The sequence below is a fragment of the Haladaptatus sp. AB643 genome (assembly GCF_024136975.1).
Lineage (GTDB): Archaea > Halobacteriota > Halobacteria > Halobacteriales > Haladaptataceae > Haladaptatus.
The window spans coordinates 888463-913031 of the sequence record NZ_JAMYJW010000001.1 but is presented as its reverse complement, the minus strand read 5'-3'; the positions used below and the strand labels follow the sequence as shown (position 1 = coordinate 913031).

Genomic DNA, 24569 nt, shown 5'->3' with positions numbered 1-24569 from the left:
AACGACGTGTTAATCAGTCGTCAACATCGAGGATTGTAACTGTTACCCCGGTAGGCCCAGATTACCCGGCATCTCGAACGCGATTCGCCGACGAATCCCGGCCGCAGGCGAAAAACGGTTTAACGTCCTTGGGACTACTGTTCCGTATGGGATATCGGCTCGACGAAATCGACCGGCGGATAATTTACTATCTGATGCGGAACGCGCGTGACACCTCCGCCCCGCAGATTGCGAGCGAAGTCAACGTCTCGTCGGGGACGATACGCAACCGGATTCAACAACTCGAAGACCACGGTATCCTCACGGGGTTCCACGCGAACGTCGATTTCGAACGCGTCGATGGACGACTGACGAACCAGTTCACGTGTACCGCGCCGGTCCCGAACCGCGAGACGCTCGCGCAACGAATCCTCGAAATACCCGGCGTGGTCAACGTCCGGGAACTCATGACCGGTCGCGGGAACATCCAGGTCAAAGCAGTCGGGAAGGACACCAGCGACCTCTCGCGTATCGCCCGCGAACTGTCGAACCGCGGGCTGGAAATCGAGGGCGAAGACCTCATCCAGAACGAGCGGTTCCAGCCGTACCACCCGTTCGGCCCCGACAAGGAGGGGAGCCACATCTCGATGACCGACTTCGTCAGCCTCTCCGGGGAAGCCGACGTCGCGGAATTGGCCATCAGCGAGGACTCACCCATCGCCGACAAGACGCTCAAGGAGGCCGGTGCCGAGGGACTCATCGGCGACGACATCCTCGTCATCGCCATCGAACGCGACGATTCGATGCTGACGCCGCGGGGGGACACCCGAATCCGCCCCGACGACGTCGTTACCGTGTTCTCACGCGAAGGAGTGTCGGACGACGCCTTGGAGGGCTTTTCCGGGACCGCGACCGTCTGATCTCCGCGACGAATTTCACACTTCGACGGCCCACAGCGTCACCGACTCCGAACAGCCATACACCTCGCGGAACGCGCGTTCGACGAACTGCGCGATACGGTTGGCGTCGGCCTTCGCGCTGATACGGACGTTCGTTCCATCGGCGTCCTCCGGACTCTCCAACTGCTCGATTTTGAAGGCCGGGAACTCCCGGAGCAGGTCCTTGAGTCGCTCCAGTTCTTCCTCGGTACAGTCCAGGTTGAGCGTGCGGTCGCCGAACTGGATCCACGGCGGTAACTCCAGTTCCTCCTCGGAATCGTCTTCCTCCCGCGCTTCGCTTTCCACGTCGGCTTGGAGCGTGCAGAACGCGCTCGTACGCTCGCGGTGTGCGGTGATGGCGTCCACGACGAGTTTCCGGCGTTCCGTCGGTGTGTCCGCGCTGAATCGAGTCATACTGAAAGGTTCGTCCCGTGCCGACAAAAACCGGGTGCCCTGCTCCCTTTCCGTAAGCCTTTATGCGAGGACATCGCAGGTGATTGCATGAACCCGAACATCCTGATTTTGGGTGCGCCCGGTGCTGGGAAAGGGACACAGAGTGCGCGAATCGCCGACGAATTCGACGTAGAACACGTCACGACCGGCGACGCGCTTCGGGCGAACAAGCACATGGAGACCGAACACGGAACGCCCGCGAGTTTCATGGACGAGGGCGAACTCGTTCCCGACCCGGTCGTGAACGAAATCGTGAACGCCGCGCTGTCCGAGGCAGACGGCTACGTCCTCGACGGCTACCCGCGAAACCTCTCGCAGGCGGAGTATCTGGCCGACATCACCGACCTCGACATCGTCCTGTACCTCGACGTGAGCGAGGACGAACTCGTCGGCCGACTGACCGGCCGTCGTCTCGACCCCGAAACGGGCGACATCTACCACGTCGAATACAACCCCGCAGAGGACGAAGCGGTCAAGGAACGACTCGTCCAGCGTGACGACGACACCGAGGAAACGGTTCGGGAACGCCTCCGCGTCTACCACGAGAACACGGAACCCGTCATCGACCACTTCGACGAGTCCGGCGAACTCATCCGCATCGACGGAGAGCAGACGCCCGACGAGGTGTGGGACGATATCCGTGAAACGATAGAAGAAGAAGCGTAGAGACGCGTTCAGCGGTATTCAAACGAGCGTTCTTTTTCGTGTGGCTTCGTTGATTCCGTTTCGGGGAGCGTATCGAGTCGGTGTCCGAACGCCGCTTGTCTACGTACCGTTTCGGTATCTCGTCTTCCCGACGTTCCCGTCGGTTGCCGTAACGCCCGTGTCGATGGCGAAGGTTGATTAACGCCGAATTCTAATCGTGCTGTAATGGCACGGACAGCGAAGAAGGTAGAAACGCTCATCGCCGAGGACCCGGCGATGGCCGACGCCCTCTCGGTCATCTACGAGCGGACCGACGAGGGGTCGGACGAAGTCCAATGGCAGGACGTAAACGACGACCTCACGAGCGGTCAGTGGGGTCGCTTGATAGAGAAGGGGATTCTCGAGGATGGAATTCACGGATTCGAACTGTCGGACCCCGACGAAGTCGCCGACGCGCTCGATGATTCCGGAACGGCGGCGACGACGACTACTTCCTCTTCGTCGAGTGACTTGGACGACATGGAATCGACCTCATGGTCGATGTGGGACAAACTCGCGGCGGTGGCGAGCATCGGGTTGTTCTTGGGTTACTCCAACAACACCATCAAAGCCGCCGTCGGGAGCGTCGTCAACGTCGTCCTCGGCCCGATAGATCACGCGCTCCCGTTCTACATCGTCATCATGATCGTCTCCATGCTGACGGGACTGTACACCACGCTCCTGCAGGACAACCTGATGGACATGGAGAAGATGAGCATGTATCAGGAGCGCATGAAGGACATCCAGGAGCGTCAGAAGGAAGCGAAGGAACGCGGCAACGAGCAGGAGATGGAAGCCATCCGCCAGGAGCAGATGGAAGCCATGGGCGACCAGACGGGGATGTTCAAGGAGCAGTTCCGCCCGATGGTCTGGTCGATGTTCATCACCATCCCGGCGTTCCTCTGGATGTACTGGCGCATCGGCGGCAATCCGACGCCCGTAACGCCGGATCATATCATCCTCCCGATGATCGGCCTCACGAAGTGGAAAGGGCCAGTCATCGGCCCGATGATGGCGTGGATCGTCTGGTACTTCCTTTGCTCGATGGCGTTCACGCAACTCATCCGGAAGGCGCTGAACATCCAGACGACGCCGACCTAAGTTCAAAACCTCTTTCTTGGTGCCCGTGCGAGGGCACATATGTTATTGACCGTCTCAGGCCCACCGGGGAGTGGGAAGAGCACGACTGCGGAGGGACTCGCAAACGCGTTCGATCTGGACCACGTCAGCGGCGGCGACATCTTCCGCGAACTCGCCGCGGAACGCGATCTGACGCCGCTCGAATTCAACAAACTGGCCGAGGAGGACGAGGAAATCGACCGCGATTTGGATCGACGACTGCGGGAAATCGCCACGCAGGAGGACGACCTCGTCCTCGAATCCCGACTCGCCGGATGGCTCGCCGGGGACTACGCCGATTTCAGAATCTGGCTCAACGCACCGCTCGACGTTCGTGCGGCCCGTATCTCCGACCGCGAGGACAAGTCCGTGAAGCAGGCGGCGACCGAAACCCGCGCCCGTGCGGGCAGCGAGGCACAGCGCTACGAGGAATATTACGGTATCGACATCAACGACCTCACTATCTACGACCTAAGCATCAACACCGCCCGTTGGAACCCCGACGACGTTCTCGCCATGCTCACGACCGCCATCGAGAACTACGAGGTAGAGTCCGACGAAGGAAAGTACCCCACCGAAGGCATCTCGTACGATTTCTGATGACGCTTCGCGGCCCACCAACCGAACGTTCGCCACGCGAACTCCTCGAATTCGGCGTCGTCAATCTCGACAAACCGCCCGGCCCGTCGGCCCACCAGGTCGCGGCGTGGGTGCGGGACCTCTGTGCCGTCGAGCAAGCCGCACACTCGGGCACGCTCGACCCGAAGGTCACGGGGTGTCTGCCGACGCTGACCGGCGATGCGACCCGCCTCTCGCAGGTCTTTCTGGAGGGTTCGAAGGAGTACGTCTCCGTCCTCGAACTGCACGACACCGCGCCAGCCGACCTCGAAGCCATCGTCTCGGAGTTCGAGGCACCGCTGTATCAGAAACCGCCGCGAAAGAGCGCCGTCTCGCGACGACTCCGCGTGCGCGAAATCTACGAGTTGGACACCCTGGAAGTGCAGGACCGACAGGCGCTTCTCCGAATTCGCTGCGAGAGCGGGACCTATATCAGAAAACTCTGTCACGACATCGGCCTCGCGCTCGGGACGGGCGCACACATGGGTCACCTCCGTCGAACCGCCACCGGCCCGTTCGACGACACCGACCTCGTGACGCTCCACGACCTCTCGGACGCGCTGGCGCGCTGGCGGGAGGAGGGCGAGGACGACTGGCTACGTGAGGTCGTCCGCCCCGCCGAGGACGCGCTGACCCACCTGCCAAGCGTGACCATCGCCCCCAACGCGGCCGAGCAGGTCGCACAGGGTGCACAGGTGTACGCGCCGGGCGTCATCGACGCCGAAGAAGCGGACGAAGGCCAACTCGTCGCCTGCTACACGCCGAACGGCGCGGCCGTCTGTCTCGGTCACATGGTCGGCGATGCGGATGCGGAGGAGGGGACGGTCGTGGAACTGGAGCGCGTGTTGGTGTAGCGATTTCCGGAATTCTCGCTTCCCCTGCCGGTTGGGGCGTCTTTTTGTCGCGTGCGAGTCACCACCCGGTATGCAAGTCGGCACCGCGGAATCGAAACCCGGCGAACTCGTCACCGGGTGGTTGGACGTCACCGACCTCCCCACGGGAACGCCCGAACGGCTCCCCGTGCTCATCGCGGAGGGTGAGGAAGACGGCCCGACGCTCTGGATCACGGCGTCGATTCACGGCAACGAGGTGACCGCCCTCGCCACCGCACAGGACGTGATGAAGGAGGGATTGGAATCGAAGGTTCGCGGCACCGTCGTCTGTCTCCCTAACTTGAATCCCGCAGGACTTCGCCAAACAACCCGCACTTCGTACTACCACGGCGACGACCCGAACCGCTACTTCCCCGACCCGGATGCGGACGGGTCGCGCCCGCCGCGCGTGCAGGAACTCATCGACGAGCGCATTTTCGAAGCCTTCGCCGAGTCGGCGGACGCGCTCGTGGACCTTCACACCGCGCAGGTCGGATCGATTCCGTTCGTGATTCGGGACAGAGTCTTATTTGGAACCGAACGGACCGAAGACGAAGCCCACGAACTGGCCGACGAACTCGAACGCCTCGTGGACGCGTACGACTTCCCGGTCATCAACGAGTACGCCGCCGAGGAGTACGTCGAGCAGGACCTCCAGCGTTCGACGGCGGGTGCGGCGCTGAACAACGCCGGAATTCCGTCGTTCACGGTCGAACTCGGCGGCTTCGAGGTCGTGGAGGAGGACACCCGCGAGAAGGGTGTCGTCGGGCTTCTGAACGTCATGCGCGAACTCGACATGCTCCCCGGCGACCCCGAACCGACGGGACTCGACACACCGGTCGATTTCCCGGTCAAGCGCGCCGTCCATCCGCACACCGACACGGCGGGAATCGTCCGCCATCGCGTCGAACCGGGGGACGCGTTCGAGGAGAGCGACGTGATAGCCGACATCGTGACACCCCACGGCGAGTCGAAGGCGACGGTGAAAACCGACCACGACGGCTACGTCGTCGGGCGCTATCACGGCGTCGCGGCCTACGAGAACGACCCTGTCACCAGTTTGGCGGTCCGGGACGACGGCGACCTCGTCGTCCCGCGGTCTCGGGAGTGAAACGAAGGGCTTAACAGGGCAACCCACCATTTCAGGAATGTAGCGGGACCGTGGGGTAGTGGTATCCTCTGCGGATGGGGTCCGTAGGACCCGAGTTCGACTCTCGGCGGTCCCATGATTTTACGACGAACGTACGTGAGGAGGAAAATCAGTCGACCGCCGAGCGTCGCATCGCGCAACGCGCGATGTCGGACGAACGAAGTGAGTCCGAAGCTCGTCGTGGAGCGAAGCGGAACGACGGTGTTCGACTCTTGGCGGTCCCACTCTTTGATGGGAGCAGGAAAGGCGAGCTTTGCTCGCCTTTCCGTGGTCCCATGATTTTACGACGGACATTCTCGTGAGCGGCGAGTGTACTCGCCGTTCGTTCTTTTCCCGTGACGAGAGCTACGGCGTCGGAATTCGTTCGATTCCATTCGAGTTCCAGCGCGACGCGACCGAAATTCTCGTAATCGACCCCGTCCGACTCCTTTTTCCGTTCAAACTGAAAATCCAAATTTACTTCCCACGGCAGGGTAGACAGTTTCCCATGAGCCGGACCGTTGCTGTCGCACATTATCCGGAAGGCGCGGGACACGCGACCCGGATGCTGGCGGTGGCACAGGCATTGGAAGGGCCGGAAACGGATGTCGTCCTCGCGGGTGGTGGTCCGGGGTCGCAGTTCATCGAGCACAACGGTTACGAGGTGTATCGGCCCGCAACGGTCGACTACATCGGTGATTATCAGGGTGGGTCGATATTCAACGTGTTGACCCGAAGCGTTCCGAACAGTGCACGCCGCGTCTTCGACTTCGTTCGATGGCTTCGCCGCGAAGACCCGGCCGCACTCGTCACCGACGACATGTTCGCCGCGATGGCGGCCCACTGCACCGACACGCCGCTGTACGTTCTCACTCACAACGCCGCCTCCTACTACGACGCCGCCGTCGAAGAGGTGTTCACGTGGATTCTCAACCGCTATCAAATCTCGATCTCCCATGCGTTCCTCTACCCCTCGGTGTGGCCACCGGACCGCGGCGACCCGGCGGGAGTCGTCCATATCCCTCCTATCGCGCTCGAACCGAACGGGGAAGAGCCACCCGAGAACGTGGACGTGCTCCTCGTTCCGAGTACCTACACGACGAACTTCAAGGAACTCACGCGTGCGTTGGAAGCGGAAGGTAACGACGTAACGCTCGTCGGCGACGACGACTGGGAATCGGTGCCATCGCTTCTCCCGTGGATTCAAGCGGCGAACGTCGTCGTCTGTTCCGGCTACTCGACCGTAATGGAGGCCGCCGTGGCCGGGACGCCGTGTATCATTCACCCGTTCACCGACGAACAACACGGCGTCTCGCGGGTCATCGAACGCACGGGGCTTCGGGGTTTCCAGGTCGAACATTCGATCCCGCACGTCGTGCGGGCGGTGCGCCATCCGCCCGAGTCCCCCGAATACGAGAACGGCGCGACACGGGCCGCGGAGTACGTTCTCGACCATATGGGGTAGTTTCCGGCCTCTCCGCGACGGGATAGCACGGTAATTTGCCACTGTCGAAATCGCCATTTTTCCATCCACTGACGGGTAGGTATGACACGGGTAACGGTCGGCGGCCGACTCCATTTCGGCTTTCAGAACCTCTCGCTCGCTCACGAGCGACTGTACGGTGGGCTGGGAGTCGCGCTCGAATCGCCGACCGTTGTCGTCGAGGCAACCCCGGCCGACGAGGTGTACTGCGACGACCGATGTGCTCGAGAGTACGCACGTCGAACCGTCGATCTGCTCGGCGTTTCCGGTGCGGACGTTCGTGTTCTTCACACGCTCCCGAGACACGTCGGACTCGGGAGCGGGACACAACTCGCGTTAGCCGTATTCGCCGCTATCGCACGCGCACATGGACGCGAGCCATCCGTCCGCGAGCATGCTCCCGCGCTCGACAGGGCCGGAAGGAGCGGTATCGGTGTTTCGACGTTCGAACGCGGTGGGTTCGTCGTGGACGCGGGGCATCCGACCGAGCGGTTCACGACTGACCGACCGCCCCGTGGTGACTGGTCGGTTCCACCGGTCCTCGCGCGCCACGACGTTCCCGCCGATTGGCGGTTCGTCCTCGCCCTTCCCGACGCCGAACCCGGTCGGAGCGGCGACGATGAGGACTCGAGCATGCGCTCGGCCGTCGAGCGGGCGGATCCGACCATCGCGGACGACATCGCGTCGATACTGGTCAGGCGAACCCTTCCGTCGATCGCGGAGGACGATCCGGAGCGGTTCGGGTGTTCGGTCGCCGAGATCGGCCGCCGAAACGGGGCGTGGTACGCCGACGAGCAGGGTGGAGTGTACCGACCACCCGTCGGCGAACTCGTAACGGAGATGGAAACGTCACCCGCCGTTTTCGGCGCGGGTCAGTCGTCGTGGGGACCTGCCGTGTACGGCGTGACGACGCGACAACTGGCCGACGAGGCGGTTGACGCGGCCCGGACCGCCCTCGATTCGACGGCCATCGGTGGCGACGTCCTGGTCGTATCGCCGCGGAACCGAGGTGCGGACGTGGACGGGGACGAGCGTAAACGGTAAACGTCAGGAATGAGAGGGGAGTGCATGGATCGAATCCCGTTCGGTGTCTCTCAGTTCGACTCGCTCATCGGTGGGGGGTCCCCGCCGGGAAGCGTCGTATTGCTGGCTGGTGACGCCGGTGCTGGCGCGCGCGAGTTCGCGTACACCAGCGCGACGATAAACGCCCTCGGTCATGCGGATACGGACCAGTTCGGTCTCCATTACGGGTCGGTCGATCCCCGCGCCGCGCTTCCCGACGAGATTCACTACGTCTCGTTTACCGCCAACGCGTCCGAGATATACGACGAAGTGACTCACACACTCGACGAGACGCTGATCTCCCCGGCGTTGGAAGCCATGTCGTTCGAGGATCTCTCGTCCGAATATTTCCAACTGAGTCCCATCCCTCACGATTGGTACGTCGAAAAGCGCCGTACCATCACCGACCTCGGCAACAGCCACGACCGGCGCGACGTCCTCGAAGCGCTCGGGGAGTACCTCACCGAAAACGCGCCCGGCAACCTCGTCGTCATCGACTCGCTGACCGACCTCTGTTCGCTCCCCGACGATCAAGTGAACTGGAATCAGATGGTCATGCTCGTCAAGGGGATGAAGAAGGCATCACAGGCGTGGGACGGCCTGATCCTCATCCACGTCGCACAGGAAAGCCTGACGGACAGACAGATGGGTGCTTTGATGAACGCAACCGACGGCACCATCTGTTTCGAGTGGGAACGCGGCGGTAACGAACGAGCGCGGACGATGTTCGTCCGGGAGTTCCGTGGCGTCCTCTCGCGCATCGAAGAGGAGAACATCGTCCGTTTCGAAACCGAGACACAGAGCGACGGGTTCGACATCAGCAACGTCCGGAAGATCAGGTAACCCGATCCTATTCAATCAAATTTCATTCACTTTCTGGAGCGTCTCGATCACTACGAGGCGAAACGTTAAGTCAGTTCTGTGAGAAGTAGTCATTCATCCGAATGGAGAGCGAAGACGTGGGTCACGTACCGGCGGTCGAACTGCCCGAACCGATTTCCCAGTGGCTAGACGAGACGGCCGACGAACTCGGTTGTTCCCGCCAACGCCTCCGCTCCGAACTGTTTACGACACACCGTACCCTCCACGAGGAGGACGTTTCCGACGAGCGACTCGACGAACTCCACGACGAGTTCATGGAGAAACTGACCGACGTCCGCGAACGCGTCGTACAGATAAAGCGCGAAACCGACGGAAAGGCACCCGCTGACCACGAACACGACGACCTTCGGAACGAATTGGACGGCTTCCGGACCGAACTGTTCGAACTCCGGAAGGCAGTGAATGCAGAGGACGGCAGCGACGTCGCCATCGACGAACTCGTGGACGAACTCGACGCACTTTCCGAGCGCGTCGCGGACAACCGCGAACGGTTGGATTCCGGGTTCGAGAACTACGAGGAGGTGCTCGAATATCTCACGGACACGACCGACGAGTTGGACGAGCGCCTGGACGTTCTCGCGCGCGCACTCGTCTCCATCCGCGATCAGACGCGCACCCTCGCGGCGCGGAGCGCGACGCAGGCGGCGACGGCGGAACTCGCCCGGACGGCCAACCGCCACGGGGTGACGAGCGCGAAGTGCGGCGACTGCGAGGGGAGCGTCACCATCGCGCTGTTGACCGAACCGTCCTGTCCGCACTGCGGCGCGACGTTCGAGGACGTCGAACCCAAGGAGGGCTTTTTCGGCGCGAACTGGTTGGTCGTCGGCCGTCCGCCCGCCCTGGAAGGCGACGTGTTCGGGGGCGATGACTTCGACGCCGACACCGACATCGACTCGGACGTCGAGGAGTTCCTGACCGAGGTGACCGAGGAATGAATGGGAGCGGTTCGGACGAGGGTCAGGATACCGGTTCCGGCCGAAACGAACCGCTCGGGAACCTCGCGGCGGAGATCGAGGAGCGTCGCAAACGGCGCTCTGAAACGGGTTCGGCCGACGAGACGTTCGTGGAGATGGACGTTGGCGAGGTTGACGCCGCCGAGGTCTGGGCCGACCTGCTGGGCGAGGACAGCGGCGAACTGGTCGTCACCGCGCCTCGAGTCGAGGAGGACGACCGAGACGTTCGCGTCGTCCCAAAGACGACCTGTCAGGGGTGTCCGCACGTCGCCGACCCGCCGACCTTGCGCTGTACCCACGAGGGGACCGACATCCTCTCGATGGGCGATATGGACCACCTTCGGGTCGCTGATTGTCCGATGGTCGCAGACGACGATTTCGAGGCGACGGAGTAGGTATCGCTAGTTTCTACGACTTTGGCGGCGTCTTCACTCGCTACGAGAGGATGTTGTGATTTCTGAGATTACAACTACCGAGCCGCATGAAGACCACTCGATTTTCTCGCCGCCGTGTTCGTACGTGGCGCTTTTCAGGCTCGACACCCAAGATGTGATATGCAATTCTGCGACGACTGTGGCTCCATGATGCGGACGATGGGGTCGAAGATGGTCTGCTCGAACGAGGACTGTCAGGCGACGATGGAGAAGGACGAGGAACGCGCCGCCGAGTTCGTCTCGACGGAAGCACAGGACGACTCCGACGTCATCGAAACCGAGGAGGGTGCGGACTTCGAGGGGAAACCGACCGCCAAGGACGTACACTGTGACAAGTGCGGTCACGACGTCGCGTGGTACACCATCAAACAGACCGCGTCCGCCGACGAGGCACCGACGCGCTTCTTCAAATGCAAGGAATGCGGCTACCGCTGGCGGGAATACAACTAACTTTCATTTCAAATTTCTCGCAGATATTACCCTGAGACCGACGTTTTACGTTGGGTGCCCACCACCGCTATGGTATGAGATTACATACCCGGGACGTACGACAGGACGTCCGTGAACTCGCCGCACTGCTGGGAGACGTACTCTCACGCCTCGGTTCCCGCGAGGCGTTCGAGGCCGTGGAAACCGCCCGAACCGAAGCGATCGACTACCGCGCCGGAGATTCGGAGTCGCGTGAGGCGCTCCGCGACGAACTCGACGACCTCTCGCCCGAACTCGCGGGCAACGTCGCGCGGGCGTTCGCCACCTACTTCGAACTCATCAACCTCGCCGAGGAGCGCGAACGCGTGCGGGCCATCCGCGAGGGGACGCAGGACGGAACGCTCGAAGATGGGCTTCGCGCGACCGCGGAAACCCTCGCGGAGGACGAAGCCGACTCGCAGACCGTCCAGCGGGTACTGGACGACGTCAACGTCGTGCCGACGTTCACCGCGCACCCGACCGAAGCGCGCCGGAAGACGGTGAAGGCGAAACTGCGCTCCGTCGAAGCGCTGCTCTCTGAACTGGACGAGCGCATGTTGACCGATCAGGAACAGGACAAACTGGAGCGCCAATTGGAGAGCGAGGTCACTGGCCTCTGGGAGACGCGACAGGTTCGAAAACGCCGTCCGGAGGTGGCCGACGAGGCGCGGAACATCCTCTGGTATCTGGAGAACGTCCTCTTCGACATCGTGGGCGACGTGTACGACGAACTCGACCGCACCATCGGCGAGGAGTTCGACGTGGACGTGCCGGAACTGTTCGCCTTCCGGTCGTGGGCCGGGAGCGACCGGGACGGTAACCCGTACGTCACGCCGGAAGTCACGGCCGACACGCTGGCCCGACAGCGCGAAGTCGTGCTGGAACACTACCGCGACGAACTCAAACGCCTCTCCGGAGTGCTGAGTCAGGACGGCGACCGCGTCGAGACGAGTTCCCTGTTCGATTCCTCGCTCGACGCCGACCGCGAGCAGTTGCCCACGATTGCGGAGCGGGCGACCGAACGCTACCCGGACGAACCGTACCGACAGAAACTCGCGCTGATGCGCGAGCGAATCGACCGCGTCGGCGACGTTCGTCCCGGCGGGTACGAAAACGCCGACGAACTGCTCGCGGACGTGGACACCATCGCCGACAGCCTCCGCACCGACGGCGCGGAGAGCGTCGTCGAGACGGAAGTGGACCCGCTTCGACGACGCGTCGAGACGTTCGGCTTCTCGCTCGCCGCCCTCGACTTGCGCGACCACCGGCAGAACCACACCACGGCCATCGCGGAGGCACTGGCACGCGAAGGGTTCGACTACGATTCGATGACCGAGGACGAACGGGTCGAACTGTTGACCGACGCCATCCTCCAGGACGAACCGATAATCGACCTCGACACCGAGGGACTTTCGGAGACGGCGACCCGAGTGCTCACGCTGTTCTCCGAGACCGCCGATTGGCAGCGCGAGTACGGGCAGGAGACCATCAACACGTACTGCATCAGCATGACCGACGAGGCCAGCCACGTCCTCGAAGTGCTGTTCCTCGCCGACCAGGCCGGAATCGTCGACCTACCCGGCTACTCCGGACTCGACGTGGTTCCCCTGCTCGAAACCGAGTACGCGCTGTCAGGCGCGCGACGCATCATCGGAACCCTGTTCGAAAACGAGGCCTACGCCGCCGCACTCGAAGCCCGCGGCGGTTCACAGGAAATCATGCTCGGCTACTCCGATTCGAACAAGGAGAACGGCTTTTTGGCGGCCAACTGGAGCCTCTACCAGAACCAGAAGCGACTCGCGGAGATAACCGACGAGTACGACGTCACCCTCCGCCTGTTCCACGGACGTGGAGGGTCGATTTCCCGCGGCGGCGGTCCGATGAACGAAGCGCTATTGGCGCTTCCCCGCGAGACCGTCTCGGGGCAAGTCAAGTTCACCGAACAGGGCGAGGCCATCGCCGAGAAGTACGCCAATCCCATCATCGCGGAGCGAAACGTCGAGCAGATGCTGGACGCCCAGATTCGGGCGCGGTACGCCTCCCTCGAAGAGGGAGAGGAGACGATTCCGGACGAGTGGGCCGAAGCGATGGATGTCGCGGCGGACGCCGCCCGCGACGCCTACCGCGACCTGCTCGAATCCGACGGCTTCGTCTCGTACTTCGAGAAGACGACGCCGATAACCGTCATCGAGGACTTGAACCTCGGGTCGCGGCCCGCGTCGCGCTCGGGCGAACGAACCGTCGAGGACCTCCGTGCGATTCCGTGGGTGTTCTCGTGGACGCAAGCCCGCTGCATCCTGCCGGGATGGTATTCCCTCGCCCAGGGGTTGGACGCCTACGGCGACATCGACACCCTCCGGGAGATGTACGAGAACTGGCCGTTCTTCCGGACGACGGTGGACAACGCGGCGATGGCGCTCGCCCGAACCGACCTCGAAATCACGGCTGAGTACGCCGACCTCGCACCGAAGCAACTGCGCGAGCAGTTCTTCCCCGAACTCCAAGCCGAGTACGAACGCTCGGTCGAACTCGTGTTAGAGATCACGGGACGCGATGACCTTCTCTCTCGGGAGTGGCTACAGGAGAGCCTCTCCCGCCGGAACCCCTACGTCGATCCGCTCAACCTCCTACAGGTGCGACTGCTCCGGCAGTCGCACCTGACCGAGACCGAACGGCGAACCCTCCGTCTCACGGTGACCGGTGTCGCGGCGGGGATGAAAAATACGGGATAACGGCCGTCTATCGCTCAGATTCGGTCGATATCGCTCTCAGCTTCGCCGAGGTGAGCGACGATGCCGTCCAGTTCCTCGATCGTCGCCGCCTGCTTTTCGTTCGTCTCCGCTATCGACGACACCTTCTTCGATATCCGTGCGGACCGTTCGGCCGCCTCGTCTATCATGGTGGCGACCTCCTGTGTACTCGCGGCCTGTTCGTCCGTCGCAGAGGTGATTTGCTCCATCCCGACGGCCGTTTCGGTGGCCGATTCGACGATACGTTCGAGTTTTTCGCTGGTTCGTTGGACGGCGGTGACCGTCTCGCTGATCGAGGCTTCGCTCTCGCCGAGGCTGTCGAGCGTGCTCTCGGTCCGGGACTGGATGCGGTCACCCATCGACTCGATTTCGGCGGCACGCTCCTTCGACTCCTCTGCGAGCGATTTGACCTCCTCGGCGACGACGGCGAACCCGTCGCCGGCCTCGCCTGCCCGCGCGGCTTCGATCGAGGCGTTCAGCGCCAGCAAGTTCGTCTGGTCCGCCACGTCGTTTATCATCTCGACGGCATCGCTGATTTCGCCCACCGCGTTCTGGAGTTCCTCAGCGTCCTCGACCATACTCTCACGGGCGTCCTCCGTCGATTCGGTCGCGCCGATAGCCCGTTGCCCGAGTTGCTTTCCCTCCTCGGCGAGCGTCTGGGATTCGCGGCTCTGTCGCCCCACTTCGCTCGCGCTGGCCGCGATTTCCTCGACGGTCGCGCTCTGGGTGGACACCTCGCTGGCGATTCGGTCCATGTTGTTCGATTGCTCCTCGGTCAATCCGCTGATTTCGGCGGAACTCGCCGCGACGTCCCCCGCCGACTCGTGTGCATCGAGAACGTGTTCCTCGGTCGATTCACGCAGGTTGCGCGACCGCTCGATTTCCCGCTTCATCTGCCGACTGTGCGAGTGGACGTAGGTGTCCGCCGTGATCTGCATGTCGAGGTTGAGCACGCGAAGCACGGACAGCATCTCCTCGAAGCTCTCGCGTACCGCGTCCCGGACTCCGCCGAGGAGGTCCTCGGCGTTCGTGGACGCGGCGAGTTGCCCGCCGTCGGTCATCGCGGACGAAAACTCGTCACGGACCATCGCTTCGATCTCGTCCTGCAGTCGTTCTTCCACGATGGACGAGATCAGGTCGTAGTAGACGCCGTACTGTCCGATGTAGTGGTTCAACGGCATCCCCAGCATGTCGTGGAGCTTTCCGATCCGCGCGCGGTTGCGGACGTACTCGGTTCCGTAGGACCCGTCGGCGAGCGTGACGAGATACTCCCCTTGCGTCCGCTTGAGCGAGTCGATGGTGCGCGTGGAATTCTTGAGAATCTCGTCCGTTTCCTCGTCCAACTGTAGGTTCGCGTAGAATCGGTCGGCGATCTCCGCGCGATGGTCCTCGAATACGGGACGGAGGGCCGCTAGTCGTCGAGCGTCCGCACTATCGAAGTCGAGAAACGACTTGCGTCGCTCGATTTCCGCCATGTCGAGACCCATCTCCGAAAGCTGTTCGTCCATGTCCACTCGCTTCCCGAGAGCGGAGTTCCCGAATACGTCGCCCGCTGAGTTCATGGCTGGAATTGAGGCAAACGTATTTAAATTATTACCGTTCTCGGAGGCGGAGAGTCGGCGGAAAGCTAAAGGTATACGCGCTGTATTCGGCTCTGCGGTAGAAAGTTGTTCATTTTCGGGATTATTTGACGGGCGGTCCGGACGACCGACCGGAATCGGACGACCTTTCCCCGCGCACGGCAGAACCGCGAACGTGAGCGAAGACACTCCGGTTCGCGTCGAAGTGCATCCGGGCCGCGAGGCAGTCGTGGAGTTCGACCCCGACCTCACGTTCGAATGCGTCGATAGCTGTACGTGGTGCTGTCATCACGGCGTGATGCTGTACGACCGCGAGTACTTCGAGTTGGGCGAGCACGCCGATTTGAACGACGCGACGACGAGTTTTCGTGGTGAGGATTTCGTCCGCCGCGAGGCGAAGGACCACGACGAAACGGGCGAAGACGGCTGTGCCTGTCACTTCCTCCGCGGGGACGGTCTCTGTGAGTTGCAGGCCGAAGACGGGTGGAAACCCGCGCGCTGTTTCGTCTACCCCGTCTCGATTCACACGGAGGATGGGGAGATGTACGTCGATATCCGGGAATCGGCGTGGGATCACTGCGAGGGGATGAACGTCGGAGAGCGCAAAGTCATCGACCACCTCGACGCCTTTTTGCCCGAATATCTCTGGGACGTCGAGAATCCGGATTCGGCGCGGGAACTCTGACTGTTATTTTTCACCGGCGAGGGCGGCTTCACGGAGTTCCTCGCCGCGTTCGGTTTCCACCTGAATGTCCGGCACCTCCGTGGGCCGTCCCTCGTCGTCCACCGCGACGAAGACGAAGTACGACTCGGTCGTCTGTTCGCGCTCGCCCGTCCGGGGTTCCTCGCGGAAGGCGCGGAGTTTCACCTTCACGCTCGTCCGTCCAGTGTCGTAGACGTACGACCGGATGACCGTGGTATCCCCGACGGGAATCGGTCGCTGGAAGTCCATCTGATCCACGTTGGCGGTGACGCACGTCTCGCCCGCGAGGCGCATCGCCGACATCGCCCCGATTTCGTCCATCCACTTCATCACGATTCCCCCGTGGGCGGTCTCGTAGTTGTTGGCGTGGTTCGGTTGCACGCGTTCGCGGTTTTCGATGTAGGTGTCCATCAACGTCGGCATACACGTGGATTCCTCAAGCGAACCAATAGTCGTTGCGTGGTCGGTTTCGTATGATGGTACGCCGACGGTCACATCGGGCGACTGATGACCACCCACAGGCCGAACACGACGGCACCGCCGAGGAGGGTGCTCGCCACCGCGTGCATACGGAGTTCGTCGAGGAGGTGGTGTGCGTTGTCGCTCAACTGTGCGACTTCGTACACCTCGCCGCCGAGTTCACAGCGTGGGAGGAAGTCCATGGCGACGTGGAGGAAGACCCCGGCAGCGAACCCGAAGACGAAGCCGTTTATCGCGGGGTCCGAGGGGAGGTGGAGCAGCGCAGAGCTGATGGCGGCAATACCGATTCCGGCGGCGGGGAGGAGGAGGACGGAGACGGATTTGCCACTCTCCCGAAGACGGTGGGCCGCGACGTATCCGGCGGGACCCTTGTGCGAAACGATGGTGAGCCCGAGGAGCAGACCGAGGCCGGGCATGTTGCCGTAAACGAGTCCGACGATGGCTCCCGCGGCGAGCGAGTGGGCGGTCAGTTCGATCGACGTGTGGTCGAGTGCGGTTTCGAGGTGCGTCGCCCGGTGACCGATGGTGTGGGCGCTGAACCCGGCGAGAATGCCGAAGGCAATACCGAAGCCGCCGAACTCGGCCTGATGGGAAATCGCGCTCGGGACGAGAAACACGGCGGCGCTGGTGATCATCGCGCCGCTCGCCAACCCGAACGCCCAGACGAGTTGCTTCGCGTGCATGGAGTCGTTCACACGGCCACCGAGGGCGGCACCGCCCGCCATGGCGGCGAACGCGACCCACGCGATGACGAGTACCTTCGAGAGATGAGCCACGATTCCGACCCCAGAGAGAACGACGAAGGCGACGAACCCGGCGAGACCCAGACGGGAAAGTCCTGACATTGTTATTAAAACTGTTCGTGGAGTTGTTAAACCCGTCGGTCGCCCGCCGCAAAACTATTGCGGGGCGGAACCGGGAAAGGAAGCATGATGCCGAAGTCGGTGGAACCGTGACCGTTCGCGCACTCCGGTTCACGTGGCGTGACTGTCTGTTCGTCCACTGGCCGGTCGAGTCGGCCGCACTCGACAGCGCGGTTCCGGATTCGTTGGCGCTCGACACCTACGATGGCCAGGCGTGGGTCAGCGTCCTCGCATCGACCATCGAGAACGCGCGAATACCCGGAACGCCCAGCGTCGTGGGGATGACGTTCCCCCAGATCAACTTTCGCACGTACGTCCGCCTGGGGAACGCGCCGGGCGTCTACTTTCTGAGCCTCGATACCGGCAGTCGAATCGCGGCCCGCGTGGCCCGAATGCTCTACCATCTCCCGTACTACTACGCCGACATCGCCAGCGAGACGGGAACGGAAAATCGAGTGCTGGGTCGGCGTGTTCACCCCGACACGCTTCCGGTCGAATTCGAGGCGACCTATCGCCCCGAAGAACCCGCGACCACTCCCGACTCCGGGACGCTCGATTACTTTCTGACCGAGCGCTATCGACTGTTCGTTCCGCAGGCCGGAATGACCGCCCGCGTCGAACACGACCCGTGGACCCTCCAGCGAGCGGCGGCCGACGTGCGCGCTGATTCCCTGTTCGAAGCGAACACCCTTCCCGAACCCGAGACCGAGCCACGGGTTCGGTACTGTCCGAAGACGGAGTTTCACGTTCATACGCCGACCCGACTCGACTGACCACTTGGCTCGCTTCGACCGACCACCCGAATCGGTCCGACTGACCGACGAACTCACTCCCGCGTTGCCTTCCGCCACTCCTTCAGTCCGATGATTTCGCCATCCACGTCCTCGGCGTTCGCGTCCGTCGCGGCCCAGACGAACAACTCGGCCACGTCCTCCGGGTCACGTCCCTTCCCGCCCATCATCTCGGTTCCGACGACGCCGGGGTCGATGCCGACGACGGGAACGTCGAGTTCCGCGGAGAACCCGCGAACCAACCCCTCGACGGCGGCCTTCGACACGGCGTAGGAACCGTAGCCCGCGTGCGTTTCGTGCCCGATACTGCCGGTCGGGACGAGTATCCGAGCATCGTCGTTCAGGTGGGGGAGCGATTCCCGAATCGCCGCGTACACCCCACGGCAGTTCGTCCGGAGGGTGTCGTCGAAGGCGGCGTAGGATTCCATCGTCAGCGGCGTTTCTCCGGGCGTCCCGTGATACACTCCGGCGTTGGCGACGACCACGTCGATACCGTCGGTGCCGTTTCTCGCGGCGGTTTCCATCAGCCGCTCCACGTCGAACTCGTCACGTACGTCGGCGCGGAGACCCACCGCCTCCCCACCCTCGTCCTCGATGGCTGCGACGCTCGCCTCGACTTCCTCCGCGTCGCGTCCGCAGAGGGCGACGGTCGCACCATCGTTCGCCAACGCGCCCGCGACCTGTCGGCCGATTCCTCGTGTCCCGCCGGTGACGACCGCCGTCGATTCGTCCATGCGGAAGCGGACGGATGGCTGTGTGAAATCGGTTTCCGTCGTCCCCCCGTACCCGCGAGTCGTCACCTCCCAGCGGTCGCGTTGCAGTTATCCGCGTGCAGTGTAACTGAGAAGCATGTATCAGCCGGGCCACTGTGGCGTGGCACTCGCCCTCTACGCTCCAGTCGGCGGTGCGCTCGTTGCGTCGGGGTTCACCTCGACGGCGTTTCTCGGCGCTGGCGTCGTCCTCGCGTTGACGATGCTCCCCGACCTCGACACGCGGACGGACCGGGTTCGGCACCGCGGTCCGACCCACTCCATCGTCTTCGCGGCGTTCGTCGGACTGCTCACCGGATTCGTCGGCGGTTTACTCGCGGGAACGAGCGGTGCGGAATTCGGCGGTTTGGTCGGGGCGCTCGCAATCGTCGCCCATCTCCTCGCGGACGTCATCACACCGATGGGAATCCGTCCGTTCTGGCCGGTCTCGGACAGGAAGTTCACCTTCGATATCGTACTCGCAAGCAATACGCGAGCGAACGCACTGCTGTTCGTGTTCGGCGTCGTCTTCACCGGGGGGTCGTGGTTTCTCGGCAATCAGTTCGGCTGAACGGTCGCGTCGATGGTACTCGTTCGCTGTTCGTCCTCGGCCGCGAACAGAAGATAGCGCTCGAACTGCCCCGGAATCCGGTTCAACTGAACGGTTCGCTCCGTCCGGTCGTACTCGACGAGTCCCGCCTGCTGTAACTTCGGAAGGTGGACGTGATCCAAGGCGAGAACTACTTGGCGATCCGTTGTTACCGTCTCGTCCGCTGTGATCCCTTCGGTGTCGATTCCGTTTAGCTCACTCCTGGTGACCGCGATAGCGAGGTCGGAGAGCGCGATCGGGTCCGACCGACCGTACAGTTCGTACAGCACCGCTCTTCGACGAGGCGAGACCAGTACGTCGAAGACCTCATCGAGCGCAAGGGCGGCTGCTGTCTCGTTGCCGTTTATTTTCACCGACATCAGTTCAGGTATTAAATTACACGGCAATAAATGTAACTATAATATCGTAGAAGGAGTAAATTCAGAGCAGATTACACGCGTACGTTCCGGTCGAGGAACGCCGCCTCGTAGCCGACGACCGTATCGAGCGCGTCGTCGTACACGTCGAAGTGTCCGATCGGCAGTTCGAGGTACGTCGCGTCGGCCGCTTCTGCGGCCGACTGTACCGACGACACTGGGACGATGTCGTCGTCGCGTCCGGCGATCAGGAGCATCGGACACGGGACGTCCTCCACGACCGAAATCGGGCGGTAGAACGGGATTTCGAGGAAGGCACGCGCCGGTACCTCGTTCTCCCACACCGGCGGGTCGGGAACGATGGTTTCCATCCCTTCCATCGCACCCGGCGTGTTCAGGACGGCGAACTCGTCAGGGTACCCGGCGATCGGAACCGTGTGCGGACTCCTGAAGGTGTACTTTCTGACGAGGTCACGCACCCCTGCGACGGTCCCTCTCAGCGATTTTTTGATACCGGACGCGCGGGCGACGGCCCGTCCGTCGACGAACGGTACCTGTGCGACGACGGCGGCGATTCGGTGGTCGTCGGCCGCCGCCTCGATGACGTGTCCGCCGCTGTAGGACGTTCCCCAGAGCGCGATCTTTCGACGGTCGATGGCGTTCAGTCCGCGAACGTGGTCGATCGCCGCTTTCCAGTCCTCGACGTGACGGCTGGCGTTTACGAGATTACGCGGTTCGCCGTCGCTGTCGCCGAAGTTCCGGTAGTCGAAGAGGAACACGGCGTACTCGCGGGCGACGAACTCCTTTGCGATCTCCGGGAGACCGAAGATCCGTTCCGCGCCGAAGCCACCCGCCATCACGACGACGGGCGGGTTCGAGACGCCTTCCGGCGTGTAGAGCCATCCGGCACACCGCGTCCCCTCGCTTTCGAAATCGACATCGTTCTTCGCGTATCGAAGCCGCGACAGCTCACGTGCCCGTGTCTTCGTCATTGTTCGTTACGAGGACGACGAGGAACATAAAACTCGTCTCACGGGTTCACGAACGACAGTTCCTCCTTCTTCCCGGTCACGGCCCGCATCATACACCCACGACACACCCACAACTCGCCGGTTCGCCCGACGAGATGCGTCCCGTTCGACTTGCGCTGTTCGCAAATATCACAAACCCCCATGGTCATTCGTCAACCCCCGTGAATGTCAATCCCGCGCCCATCACCGGTTGGTGTAGGGGGGATGCCGTCCGTTTGGTATCACGTCTCGGGGAAGGTTTATCCCTTGCTGAATGAATGTTCGGTCAGTACGGTGTGGGGGACTCGCCGGTCGTTCACACCCACAAAACGAACCGTTCGAACGTCGAACACCGAACACGCTACCAACCATATGCCAAACGCAACCGAACGAACGACGTCCACCTCGGCAGTAACGCTGACGGACGTGCGCAAGACCTACCATCGCGGCGAACCCGTCCACGCGCTCGACGGTATCGACCTCACCATCGAACGGGGGTCGTACATCGCCGTCATGGGGCCGAGCGGGTCGGGGAAGAGTACACTGATGAACGCCGTCGGTTGTCTCGACATGCCGACGGAGGGATCGATCACGGTGAACGGAACCGAAATCACGACGCTTTCGGATACGAAGCGAACGACGCTTCGGGGCGACGAGATCGGTTTCGTCTTCCAGACGTTCAACCTCATGCCGAAACTCACCGCGAAGGAGAACGTCGCGCTTCCGATGGTCTTCCAAGGGGAGCGAAAGAAAAAACGAAACGAACGAGCCAGCGAACTGCTGGAACGCGTCGGATTGGGGGAACGACTCGACCATCGACCCAACGAGCTGTCGGGCGGCCAACGCCAGCGCGTGGCCATCGCCCGCGCGCTGGCGAACGACCCGGCCATCATCCTCGCCGACGAGCCGACCGGTAACCTCGATAGTGAGACGGAAGGCCGGATTCTCGCCCTGTTCGAGGAGTTGCACGACGAGGGGAACACCATCTTCCTGGTCACCCACGAGCGCACCGTCGCCGAGCACGCCCAACGCATCGTCCACCTGCTGGACGGCGAAATCGAACGTATCGAGACGGTGGACTCCCCACGCCGAATGGAGGTGGGTCCATGAACATCGGCCAGAGTTTCGCGATGAGTTGGCGGTCCATCCGCGACCACAAACTCCGGTCGGTGTTGACGACGCTCGGCATCATCATCGGCGTCGGGTCGGTCATCACGTTCGTCACCCTCGGGGCGAGCCTCCAAGCCGCCGTCGTCGGCCAAGTTTCGGCCGGTTCGAACCCGTCCATCGTCGCGAGCGTCGGCCCAGCGAGTACGAACGACGGCCCCGGCGGCCCGCAAAGTCAGAGTGCGTCGCTACCCGTGTTCACCGAACACGACATCGAGCAGTTACGAGGGCTCGATAACGTCGGTTCCGTGGTCCCACAGGGGAACGTGCAGGTGTCCTCGCTCGGCTACGACGGCCAAACGATCGGGTGGGAGAGCGTGACGGCGACGACGGCGGATTCGTTCGCCGCGGACTCGTTCGAGTCGGGACACGCGTTTACCGCCGGGAAGGAACAAGTCGTGCTGAACAAACCGGCGGCGAGCCTGTTCTCGACGAACGTCTCGACCGGTGACACCCTCACGCTCCAGTTCGGCGACGGCCCGCAAAACGTCACCGTCGTCGGCATCCTGAACGCCTCGTCCAGTGCGAGCGTGTTCGGCACGTCACAGCCACAGGTCTACGTCCCCACGGACCCGTTCTACGGAACCACGGTGAAGAGTCCGGCGACCGGCGAGCAGCAACGCGCCTACCCGCAGGTGACGGTACGGGCGGTCGATTACGACCACGTCGATAGCGTCCAACCGGCGGTCAAGTCGTATCTGGCGAACGACTCCGACGCCAGCGAACTCAAACCCGCGTCCTACGAGGTGTCCCTCCAGACGAACCAACAACTCGTCGATCAGATCCAGGAGGTCATCGGAACGTTCACGAGTTTCATCACCGGCATCGCCGTCATCTCGCTCATCGTCGGGGCCATCGGAATCGCCAACATCATGCTGGTGAGCGTGACCGAACGCACCCGAGAAATCGGCATCATGAAGGCCATCGGCGGGCAGAAACGCGACATCATCCAACTGTTCCTCGTCGAGGCGGTCATCCTCGGCGTCATCGGTTCGCTCGTCGGCACCGTCGTCGGCATCGCGGGCGGATACGCCGCCGCACAGGCCATCGGCTTCGACCTCGCGTTCGCGCCGAAGTGGTTCGTCGTCGCCATCGGCGTCGGTATCGGCGTCGGACTGGTCTCCGGTCTGTACCCTGCGTGGAACGCCGCCAGAATCGACCCCATCGACGCGCTCCGCCACGAGTGAGGAGTGAGCCGAGTCGGCTCCCCGTTCTATGGCTGACAGAGTTCCACTTCTCGATGCTCGTACCACCCGCAACAGATATACTACGTAAAGCCTTGACTCTCCAGAGAGGGGGGAACGGGACATGAAACAATCACCATACGATCAGAAGTTCTCCGTCTGTGGGGCGAACGACTCGGGGGAAACGAGCTACCCGGCGGACGCGCTCGAATGCGGCACGGATGCACCCGACTTCACGCTCTATTCGACGCCGGACCAAACGCTTTCGTTGCGCGAATTTCGAGGAAAACCCGTCATTCTCGCGTTTTATCCCGCGGATTGGAGTCCAGTCTGTGGCGACCAGATGTCGCTCTACAACGAGATACTCGACGAGTTCGGACGATACGATGCACAGCTACTGGGAATCTCGGTCGATGGCGTCTGGAGCCACGATTCGTTCTCCGACGACCACAATCTCCACTTCCCGTTGCTCGCCGACTTCGAGCCGAAGGGAAAGGTGGCGAAAACGTACGGCGTGTATCGACCGGAAGACGGAACGAGCGAGCGGGCGCTCTTCGTCATCGACGACGAGGGGGTGATCCAATGGACGTTCGTCTCCCCCGTCGGTGTGAACCCCGGCGCGAGCGGGATACTACAGGCGCTCAATGCGTTCGAAAACGGGGACGCGAGATGAGCGATCGGACGCCGATTTCCCCGGACAACACGCTCGCCGGTCCGATCGATGAAACCGATCATTTACGAGGGAACCCGGATGCACCCGTCACGTTGGTCGAATACGGGGATTACGAGTGCCCCCACTGTGGCCGGGCGTATCCGATCGTCAAGTCGATCCGGGAGGAGATGGGCGACGACCTCCGGTTCGTCTTTCGAAACTTCCCGTTGAAACAGGCCCATCCACACGCCCTCCACGCCGCAGAGGCGGCCGAGGCGGCCGGTGTGCAGGGAAAGTTCTGGGAGATGCACGACCACCTCTACGAGCATCAGGACGCGCTCGAAGACGACGACCTTCGGCGGTATGCCGAGGAGTTGGAACTGGATACGACACAGTTCGAACGCGACGTGTTCGACGAGGATCGGTTCGAACAGCGGATTCTGCACGATTTCAAGGGCGGAATCCACGGCGGCGTCAACGGTACGCCGACGTTCTTCATCGACGGCGCGCGGTACGACGGGCCGCTCGAAGAGGCGAGCCTCGCGAATGCGCTCCGGGATGCGATGGAGAGAAACGAGCCGCGATAGTTCCGGGAATCGA

28 protein-coding genes and 1 tRNA gene are annotated in these 24569 nt (G+C 62.6%); 21 read left to right on the top strand and 8 right to left on the bottom strand.

Features of this window, described 5'->3' with window-relative positions:
• Positions 1 to 146: 146 nt before the first annotated feature.
• Positions 147 to 899, top strand: a complete 753-nt coding sequence (locus NKF25_RS04720) for a TrkA C-terminal domain-containing protein (protein WP_066141808.1) — start codon at positions 147 to 149, stop codon at positions 897 to 899.
• Between the two features lie 15 nt (positions 900 to 914).
• Here NKF25_RS04720 and NKF25_RS04715 read toward each other — a convergent pair whose 3' ends face one another.
• Positions 915 to 1331, bottom strand: a complete 417-nt coding sequence (locus tag NKF25_RS04715) for a hypothetical protein (RefSeq protein ID WP_253225543.1) — start codon at positions 1329 to 1331, stop codon at positions 915 to 917.
• Between the two features lie 87 nt (positions 1332 to 1418).
• On the opposite strand from NKF25_RS04715, the gene NKF25_RS04710 reads away from it, so the two are divergent.
• The 13 genes from NKF25_RS04710 (at position 1419) to ppc (ending at position 13806) form a co-directional block, all read left to right on the top strand.
• A complete protein-coding gene (locus NKF25_RS04710) occupies positions 1419 to 2036 on the top strand; it encodes an adenylate kinase (RefSeq protein WP_253225542.1) in 618 nt (205 codons plus the stop codon).
• Positions 2037 to 2240: 204 nt separating this feature from the next.
• Positions 2241 to 3155 (top strand): DUF106 domain-containing protein, encoded by a 915-nt coding sequence (locus NKF25_RS04705; protein ID WP_253225541.1) that lies wholly within the window; start codon positions 2241 to 2243, stop codon positions 3153 to 3155.
• A gap of 39 nt (positions 3156 to 3194) precedes the next feature.
• The gene (gene cmk, locus NKF25_RS04700) at positions 3195 to 3773 is read left to right on the top strand and encodes a (d)CMP kinase (protein ID WP_253225540.1); all 579 of its coding nucleotides are present in this window, start codon (positions 3195 to 3197) and stop codon (positions 3771 to 3773) included.
• Positions 3773 to 4645 carry an RNA-guided pseudouridylation complex pseudouridine synthase subunit Cbf5 gene (locus NKF25_RS04695; protein WP_253225539.1) on the top strand — a complete coding sequence of 291 codons (873 nt, stop codon included), beginning with the start codon at positions 3773 to 3775 and terminating at the stop codon, positions 4643 to 4645. Before cmk ends, NKF25_RS04695 begins: the two co-directional genes overlap by 1 nt.
• 70 nt (positions 4646 to 4715) lie before the next feature.
• The gene (locus NKF25_RS04690; protein ID WP_253225538.1) at positions 4716 to 5774 is read left to right on the top strand and encodes a succinylglutamate desuccinylase/aspartoacylase family protein; all 1059 of its coding nucleotides are present in this window, start codon (positions 4716 to 4718) and stop codon (positions 5772 to 5774) included.
• A gap of 44 nt (positions 5775 to 5818) precedes the next feature.
• A tRNA-Pro gene (locus tag NKF25_RS04685) sits at positions 5819 to 5889 on the top strand.
• A 411-nt stretch (positions 5890 to 6300) separates the two neighbouring features.
• Entirely contained in the window at positions 6301 to 7257 is a 957-nt protein-coding gene (locus NKF25_RS04680; protein ID WP_253225537.1) for a hypothetical protein, read from the top strand.
• A gap of 81 nt (positions 7258 to 7338) precedes the next feature.
• A complete protein-coding gene (locus NKF25_RS04675) occupies positions 7339 to 8319 on the top strand; it encodes a beta-ribofuranosylaminobenzene 5'-phosphate synthase family protein (RefSeq protein ID WP_253225536.1) in 981 nt (326 codons plus the stop codon).
• A 24-nt stretch (positions 8320 to 8343) separates the two neighbouring features.
• Positions 8344 to 9180 (top strand): HTR-like protein, encoded by an 837-nt coding sequence (locus NKF25_RS04670; RefSeq protein ID WP_253225535.1) that lies wholly within the window; start codon positions 8344 to 8346, stop codon positions 9178 to 9180.
• A gap of 101 nt (positions 9181 to 9281) precedes the next feature.
• A complete protein-coding gene (locus tag NKF25_RS04665; RefSeq protein ID WP_253225534.1) occupies positions 9282 to 10154 on the top strand; it encodes a hypothetical protein in 873 nt (290 codons plus the stop codon).
• Entirely contained in the window at positions 10151 to 10567 is a 417-nt protein-coding gene (locus tag NKF25_RS04660; RefSeq protein WP_253225533.1) for a hypothetical protein, read from the top strand. The genes NKF25_RS04665 and NKF25_RS04660 overlap by 4 nt, the downstream gene beginning before the upstream one ends.
• Before the next feature lie 159 nt (positions 10568 to 10726).
• The gene (locus NKF25_RS04655) at positions 10727 to 11056 is read left to right on the top strand and encodes a transcription factor S (protein WP_253225532.1); all 330 of its coding nucleotides are present in this window, start codon (positions 10727 to 10729) and stop codon (positions 11054 to 11056) included.
• A gap of 74 nt (positions 11057 to 11130) precedes the next feature.
• Entirely contained in the window at positions 11131 to 13806 is a 2676-nt protein-coding gene (ppc, locus tag NKF25_RS04650) for a phosphoenolpyruvate carboxylase (protein WP_253225531.1), read from the top strand.
• A 14-nt stretch (positions 13807 to 13820) separates the two neighbouring features.
• On the opposite strand, the gene NKF25_RS04645 is transcribed toward ppc, so the two are convergent.
• Positions 13821 to 15386: a globin-coupled sensor protein gene (locus NKF25_RS04645; protein ID WP_253225530.1), complete on the bottom strand. Its 1566-nt coding sequence runs from the start codon at positions 15384 to 15386 to the stop codon at positions 13821 to 13823.
• A gap of 193 nt (positions 15387 to 15579) precedes the next feature.
• Between NKF25_RS04645 and NKF25_RS04640 the strand changes: the two genes are divergently transcribed.
• Positions 15580 to 16089, top strand: coding sequence for a hypothetical protein (locus NKF25_RS04640; protein ID WP_253225529.1), 510 nt, complete (start codon positions 15580 to 15582; stop codon positions 16087 to 16089).
• 3 nt (positions 16090 to 16092) lie between these two features.
• Here the strand turns inward: NKF25_RS04640 and NKF25_RS04635 are convergent, their stop codons facing one another.
• Both NKF25_RS04635 and NKF25_RS04630 read right to left on the bottom strand, forming a co-directional pair.
• Positions 16093 to 16530 (bottom strand): acyl-CoA thioesterase, encoded by a 438-nt coding sequence (locus tag NKF25_RS04635; protein WP_253225528.1) that lies wholly within the window; start codon positions 16528 to 16530, stop codon positions 16093 to 16095.
• Positions 16531 to 16598: 68 nt separating this feature from the next.
• Positions 16599 to 17432: a ZIP family metal transporter gene (locus NKF25_RS04630; protein ID WP_253225527.1), complete on the bottom strand. Its 834-nt coding sequence runs from the start codon at positions 17430 to 17432 to the stop codon at positions 16599 to 16601.
• Between the two features lie 107 nt (positions 17433 to 17539).
• On the opposite strand from NKF25_RS04630, the gene NKF25_RS04625 reads away from it, so the two are divergent.
• Positions 17540 to 18223, top strand: coding sequence for a DUF2071 domain-containing protein (locus NKF25_RS04625; RefSeq protein ID WP_253225526.1), 684 nt, complete (start codon positions 17540 to 17542; stop codon positions 18221 to 18223).
• A 53-nt stretch (positions 18224 to 18276) separates the two neighbouring features.
• Here NKF25_RS04625 and NKF25_RS04620 read toward each other — a convergent pair whose 3' ends face one another.
• Complete coding sequence (locus NKF25_RS04620) at positions 18277 to 18975, bottom strand: SDR family oxidoreductase (RefSeq protein ID WP_253225525.1); 699 nt, start codon at positions 18973 to 18975, stop codon at positions 18277 to 18279.
• A 115-nt stretch (positions 18976 to 19090) separates the two neighbouring features.
• Here NKF25_RS04620 and NKF25_RS04615 point away from each other — a divergent pair, with 115 nt between their 5' ends.
• Complete coding sequence (locus NKF25_RS04615) at positions 19091 to 19561, top strand: metal-dependent hydrolase (protein ID WP_253225524.1); 471 nt, start codon at positions 19091 to 19093, stop codon at positions 19559 to 19561.
• Here the strand turns inward: NKF25_RS04615 and NKF25_RS04610 are convergent.
• The 3 genes from NKF25_RS04610 to NKF25_RS04600 form a co-directional block, all read right to left on the bottom strand.
• On the bottom strand, positions 19549 to 19959 hold the full coding sequence (locus tag NKF25_RS04610) for a helix-turn-helix domain-containing protein (protein ID WP_253225523.1): 411 nt from the start codon (positions 19957 to 19959) through the stop codon (positions 19549 to 19551). The genes NKF25_RS04615 and NKF25_RS04610 overlap by 13 nt on opposite strands.
• 71 nt (positions 19960 to 20030) lie before the next feature.
• Complete coding sequence (locus NKF25_RS04605; protein ID WP_253225522.1) at positions 20031 to 20948, bottom strand: alpha/beta hydrolase; 918 nt, start codon at positions 20946 to 20948, stop codon at positions 20031 to 20033.
• A gap of 38 nt (positions 20949 to 20986) precedes the next feature.
• A complete protein-coding gene (locus NKF25_RS04600; RefSeq protein WP_253225521.1) occupies positions 20987 to 21136 on the bottom strand; it encodes a hypothetical protein in 150 nt (49 codons plus the stop codon).
• Between the two features lie 202 nt (positions 21137 to 21338).
• Between NKF25_RS04600 and NKF25_RS04595 the strand changes: the two genes are divergently transcribed.
• The 4 genes from NKF25_RS04595 to NKF25_RS04580 all read left to right on the top strand — a co-directional run bounded on the left by NKF25_RS04595 (position 21339) and on the right by NKF25_RS04580 (position 24556).
• The gene (locus NKF25_RS04595) at positions 21339 to 22076 is read left to right on the top strand and encodes an ABC transporter ATP-binding protein (protein WP_253225520.1); all 738 of its coding nucleotides are present in this window, start codon (positions 21339 to 21341) and stop codon (positions 22074 to 22076) included.
• Positions 22073 to 23320 carry an ABC transporter permease gene (locus NKF25_RS04590; RefSeq protein ID WP_253225519.1) on the top strand — a complete coding sequence of 416 codons (1248 nt, stop codon included), beginning with the start codon at positions 22073 to 22075 and terminating at the stop codon, positions 23318 to 23320. Before NKF25_RS04595 ends, NKF25_RS04590 begins: the two co-directional genes overlap by 4 nt.
• Before the next feature lie 121 nt (positions 23321 to 23441).
• A complete protein-coding gene (locus NKF25_RS04585) occupies positions 23442 to 23990 on the top strand; it encodes a redoxin domain-containing protein (protein WP_253225518.1) in 549 nt (182 codons plus the stop codon).
• Positions 23987 to 24556, top strand: a complete 570-nt coding sequence (locus NKF25_RS04580) for a thioredoxin domain-containing protein (RefSeq protein WP_253225517.1) — start codon at positions 23987 to 23989, stop codon at positions 24554 to 24556. Before NKF25_RS04585 ends, NKF25_RS04580 begins: the two co-directional genes overlap by 4 nt.
• Positions 24557 to 24569: the final 13 nt, after the last annotated feature.

Bases quoted from the DNA above. Each gene is read 5' to 3' on its own strand.
- NKF25_RS04630 (WP_253225527.1), bottom strand. From the start codon at position 17,432: ATGTCAGGACTTTCCCGTCTGGGTCTCGCCGGGTTCGTCGCCTTCGTC.
- NKF25_RS04670 (WP_253225535.1), top strand. From the start codon at position 8,344: ATGGATCGAATCCCGTTCGGTGTCTCTCAGTTCGACTCGCTCATCGGT.
- ppc (WP_253225531.1), top strand. From the start codon at position 11,131: ATGAGATTACATACCCGGGACGTACGACAGGACGTCCGTGAACTCGCC.
- NKF25_RS04710 (WP_253225542.1), top strand. From the start codon at position 1,419: ATGAACCCGAACATCCTGATTTTGGGTGCGCCCGGTGCTGGGAAAGGG.
- NKF25_RS04705 (WP_253225541.1), top strand. From the start codon at position 2,241: ATGGCACGGACAGCGAAGAAGGTAGAAACGCTCATCGCCGAGGACCCG.
- NKF25_RS04615 (WP_253225524.1), top strand. From the start codon at position 19,091: ATGTATCAGCCGGGCCACTGTGGCGTGGCACTCGCCCTCTACGCTCCA.
- NKF25_RS04645 (WP_253225530.1), bottom strand. From the start codon at position 15,386: ATGAACTCAGCGGGCGACGTATTCGGGAACTCCGCTCTCGGGAAGCGA.
- NKF25_RS04620 (WP_253225525.1), bottom strand. From the start codon at position 18,975: ATGGACGAATCGACGGCGGTCGTCACCGGCGGGACACGAGGAATCGGC.
- NKF25_RS04610 (WP_253225523.1), bottom strand. From the start codon at position 19,959: ATGTCGGTGAAAATAAACGGCAACGAGACAGCAGCCGCCCTTGCGCTC.
- NKF25_RS04715 (WP_253225543.1), bottom strand. From the start codon at position 1,331: ATGACTCGATTCAGCGCGGACACACCGACGGAACGCCGGAAACTCGTC.
- cmk (WP_253225540.1), top strand. From the start codon at position 3,195: ATGTTATTGACCGTCTCAGGCCCACCGGGGAGTGGGAAGAGCACGACT.
- NKF25_RS04580 (WP_253225517.1), top strand. From the start codon at position 23,987: ATGAGCGATCGGACGCCGATTTCCCCGGACAACACGCTCGCCGGTCCG.
- NKF25_RS04585 (WP_253225518.1), top strand. From the start codon at position 23,442: ATGAAACAATCACCATACGATCAGAAGTTCTCCGTCTGTGGGGCGAAC.
- NKF25_RS04590 (WP_253225519.1), top strand. From the start codon at position 22,073: ATGAACATCGGCCAGAGTTTCGCGATGAGTTGGCGGTCCATCCGCGAC.
- NKF25_RS04635 (WP_253225528.1), bottom strand. From the start codon at position 16,530: ATGCCGACGTTGATGGACACCTACATCGAAAACCGCGAACGCGTGCAA.
- NKF25_RS04695 (WP_253225539.1), top strand. From the start codon at position 3,773: ATGACGCTTCGCGGCCCACCAACCGAACGTTCGCCACGCGAACTCCTC.
- NKF25_RS04675 (WP_253225536.1), top strand. From the start codon at position 7,339: ATGACACGGGTAACGGTCGGCGGCCGACTCCATTTCGGCTTTCAGAAC.
- NKF25_RS04680 (WP_253225537.1), top strand. From the start codon at position 6,301: ATGAGCCGGACCGTTGCTGTCGCACATTATCCGGAAGGCGCGGGACAC.
- NKF25_RS04600 (WP_253225521.1), bottom strand. From the start codon at position 21,136: ATGACCATGGGGGTTTGTGATATTTGCGAACAGCGCAAGTCGAACGGG.
- NKF25_RS04690 (WP_253225538.1), top strand. From the start codon at position 4,716: ATGCAAGTCGGCACCGCGGAATCGAAACCCGGCGAACTCGTCACCGGG.
- NKF25_RS04595 (WP_253225520.1), top strand. From the start codon at position 21,339: ATGCCAAACGCAACCGAACGAACGACGTCCACCTCGGCAGTAACGCTG.
- NKF25_RS04655 (WP_253225532.1), top strand. From the start codon at position 10,727: ATGCAATTCTGCGACGACTGTGGCTCCATGATGCGGACGATGGGGTCG.
- NKF25_RS04720 (WP_066141808.1), top strand. From the start codon at position 147: ATGGGATATCGGCTCGACGAAATCGACCGGCGGATAATTTACTATCTG.
- NKF25_RS04660 (WP_253225533.1), top strand. From the start codon at position 10,151: ATGAATGGGAGCGGTTCGGACGAGGGTCAGGATACCGGTTCCGGCCGA.
- NKF25_RS04665 (WP_253225534.1), top strand. From the start codon at position 9,282: ATGGAGAGCGAAGACGTGGGTCACGTACCGGCGGTCGAACTGCCCGAA.
- NKF25_RS04605 (WP_253225522.1), bottom strand. From the start codon at position 20,948: ATGACGAAGACACGGGCACGTGAGCTGTCGCGGCTTCGATACGCGAAG.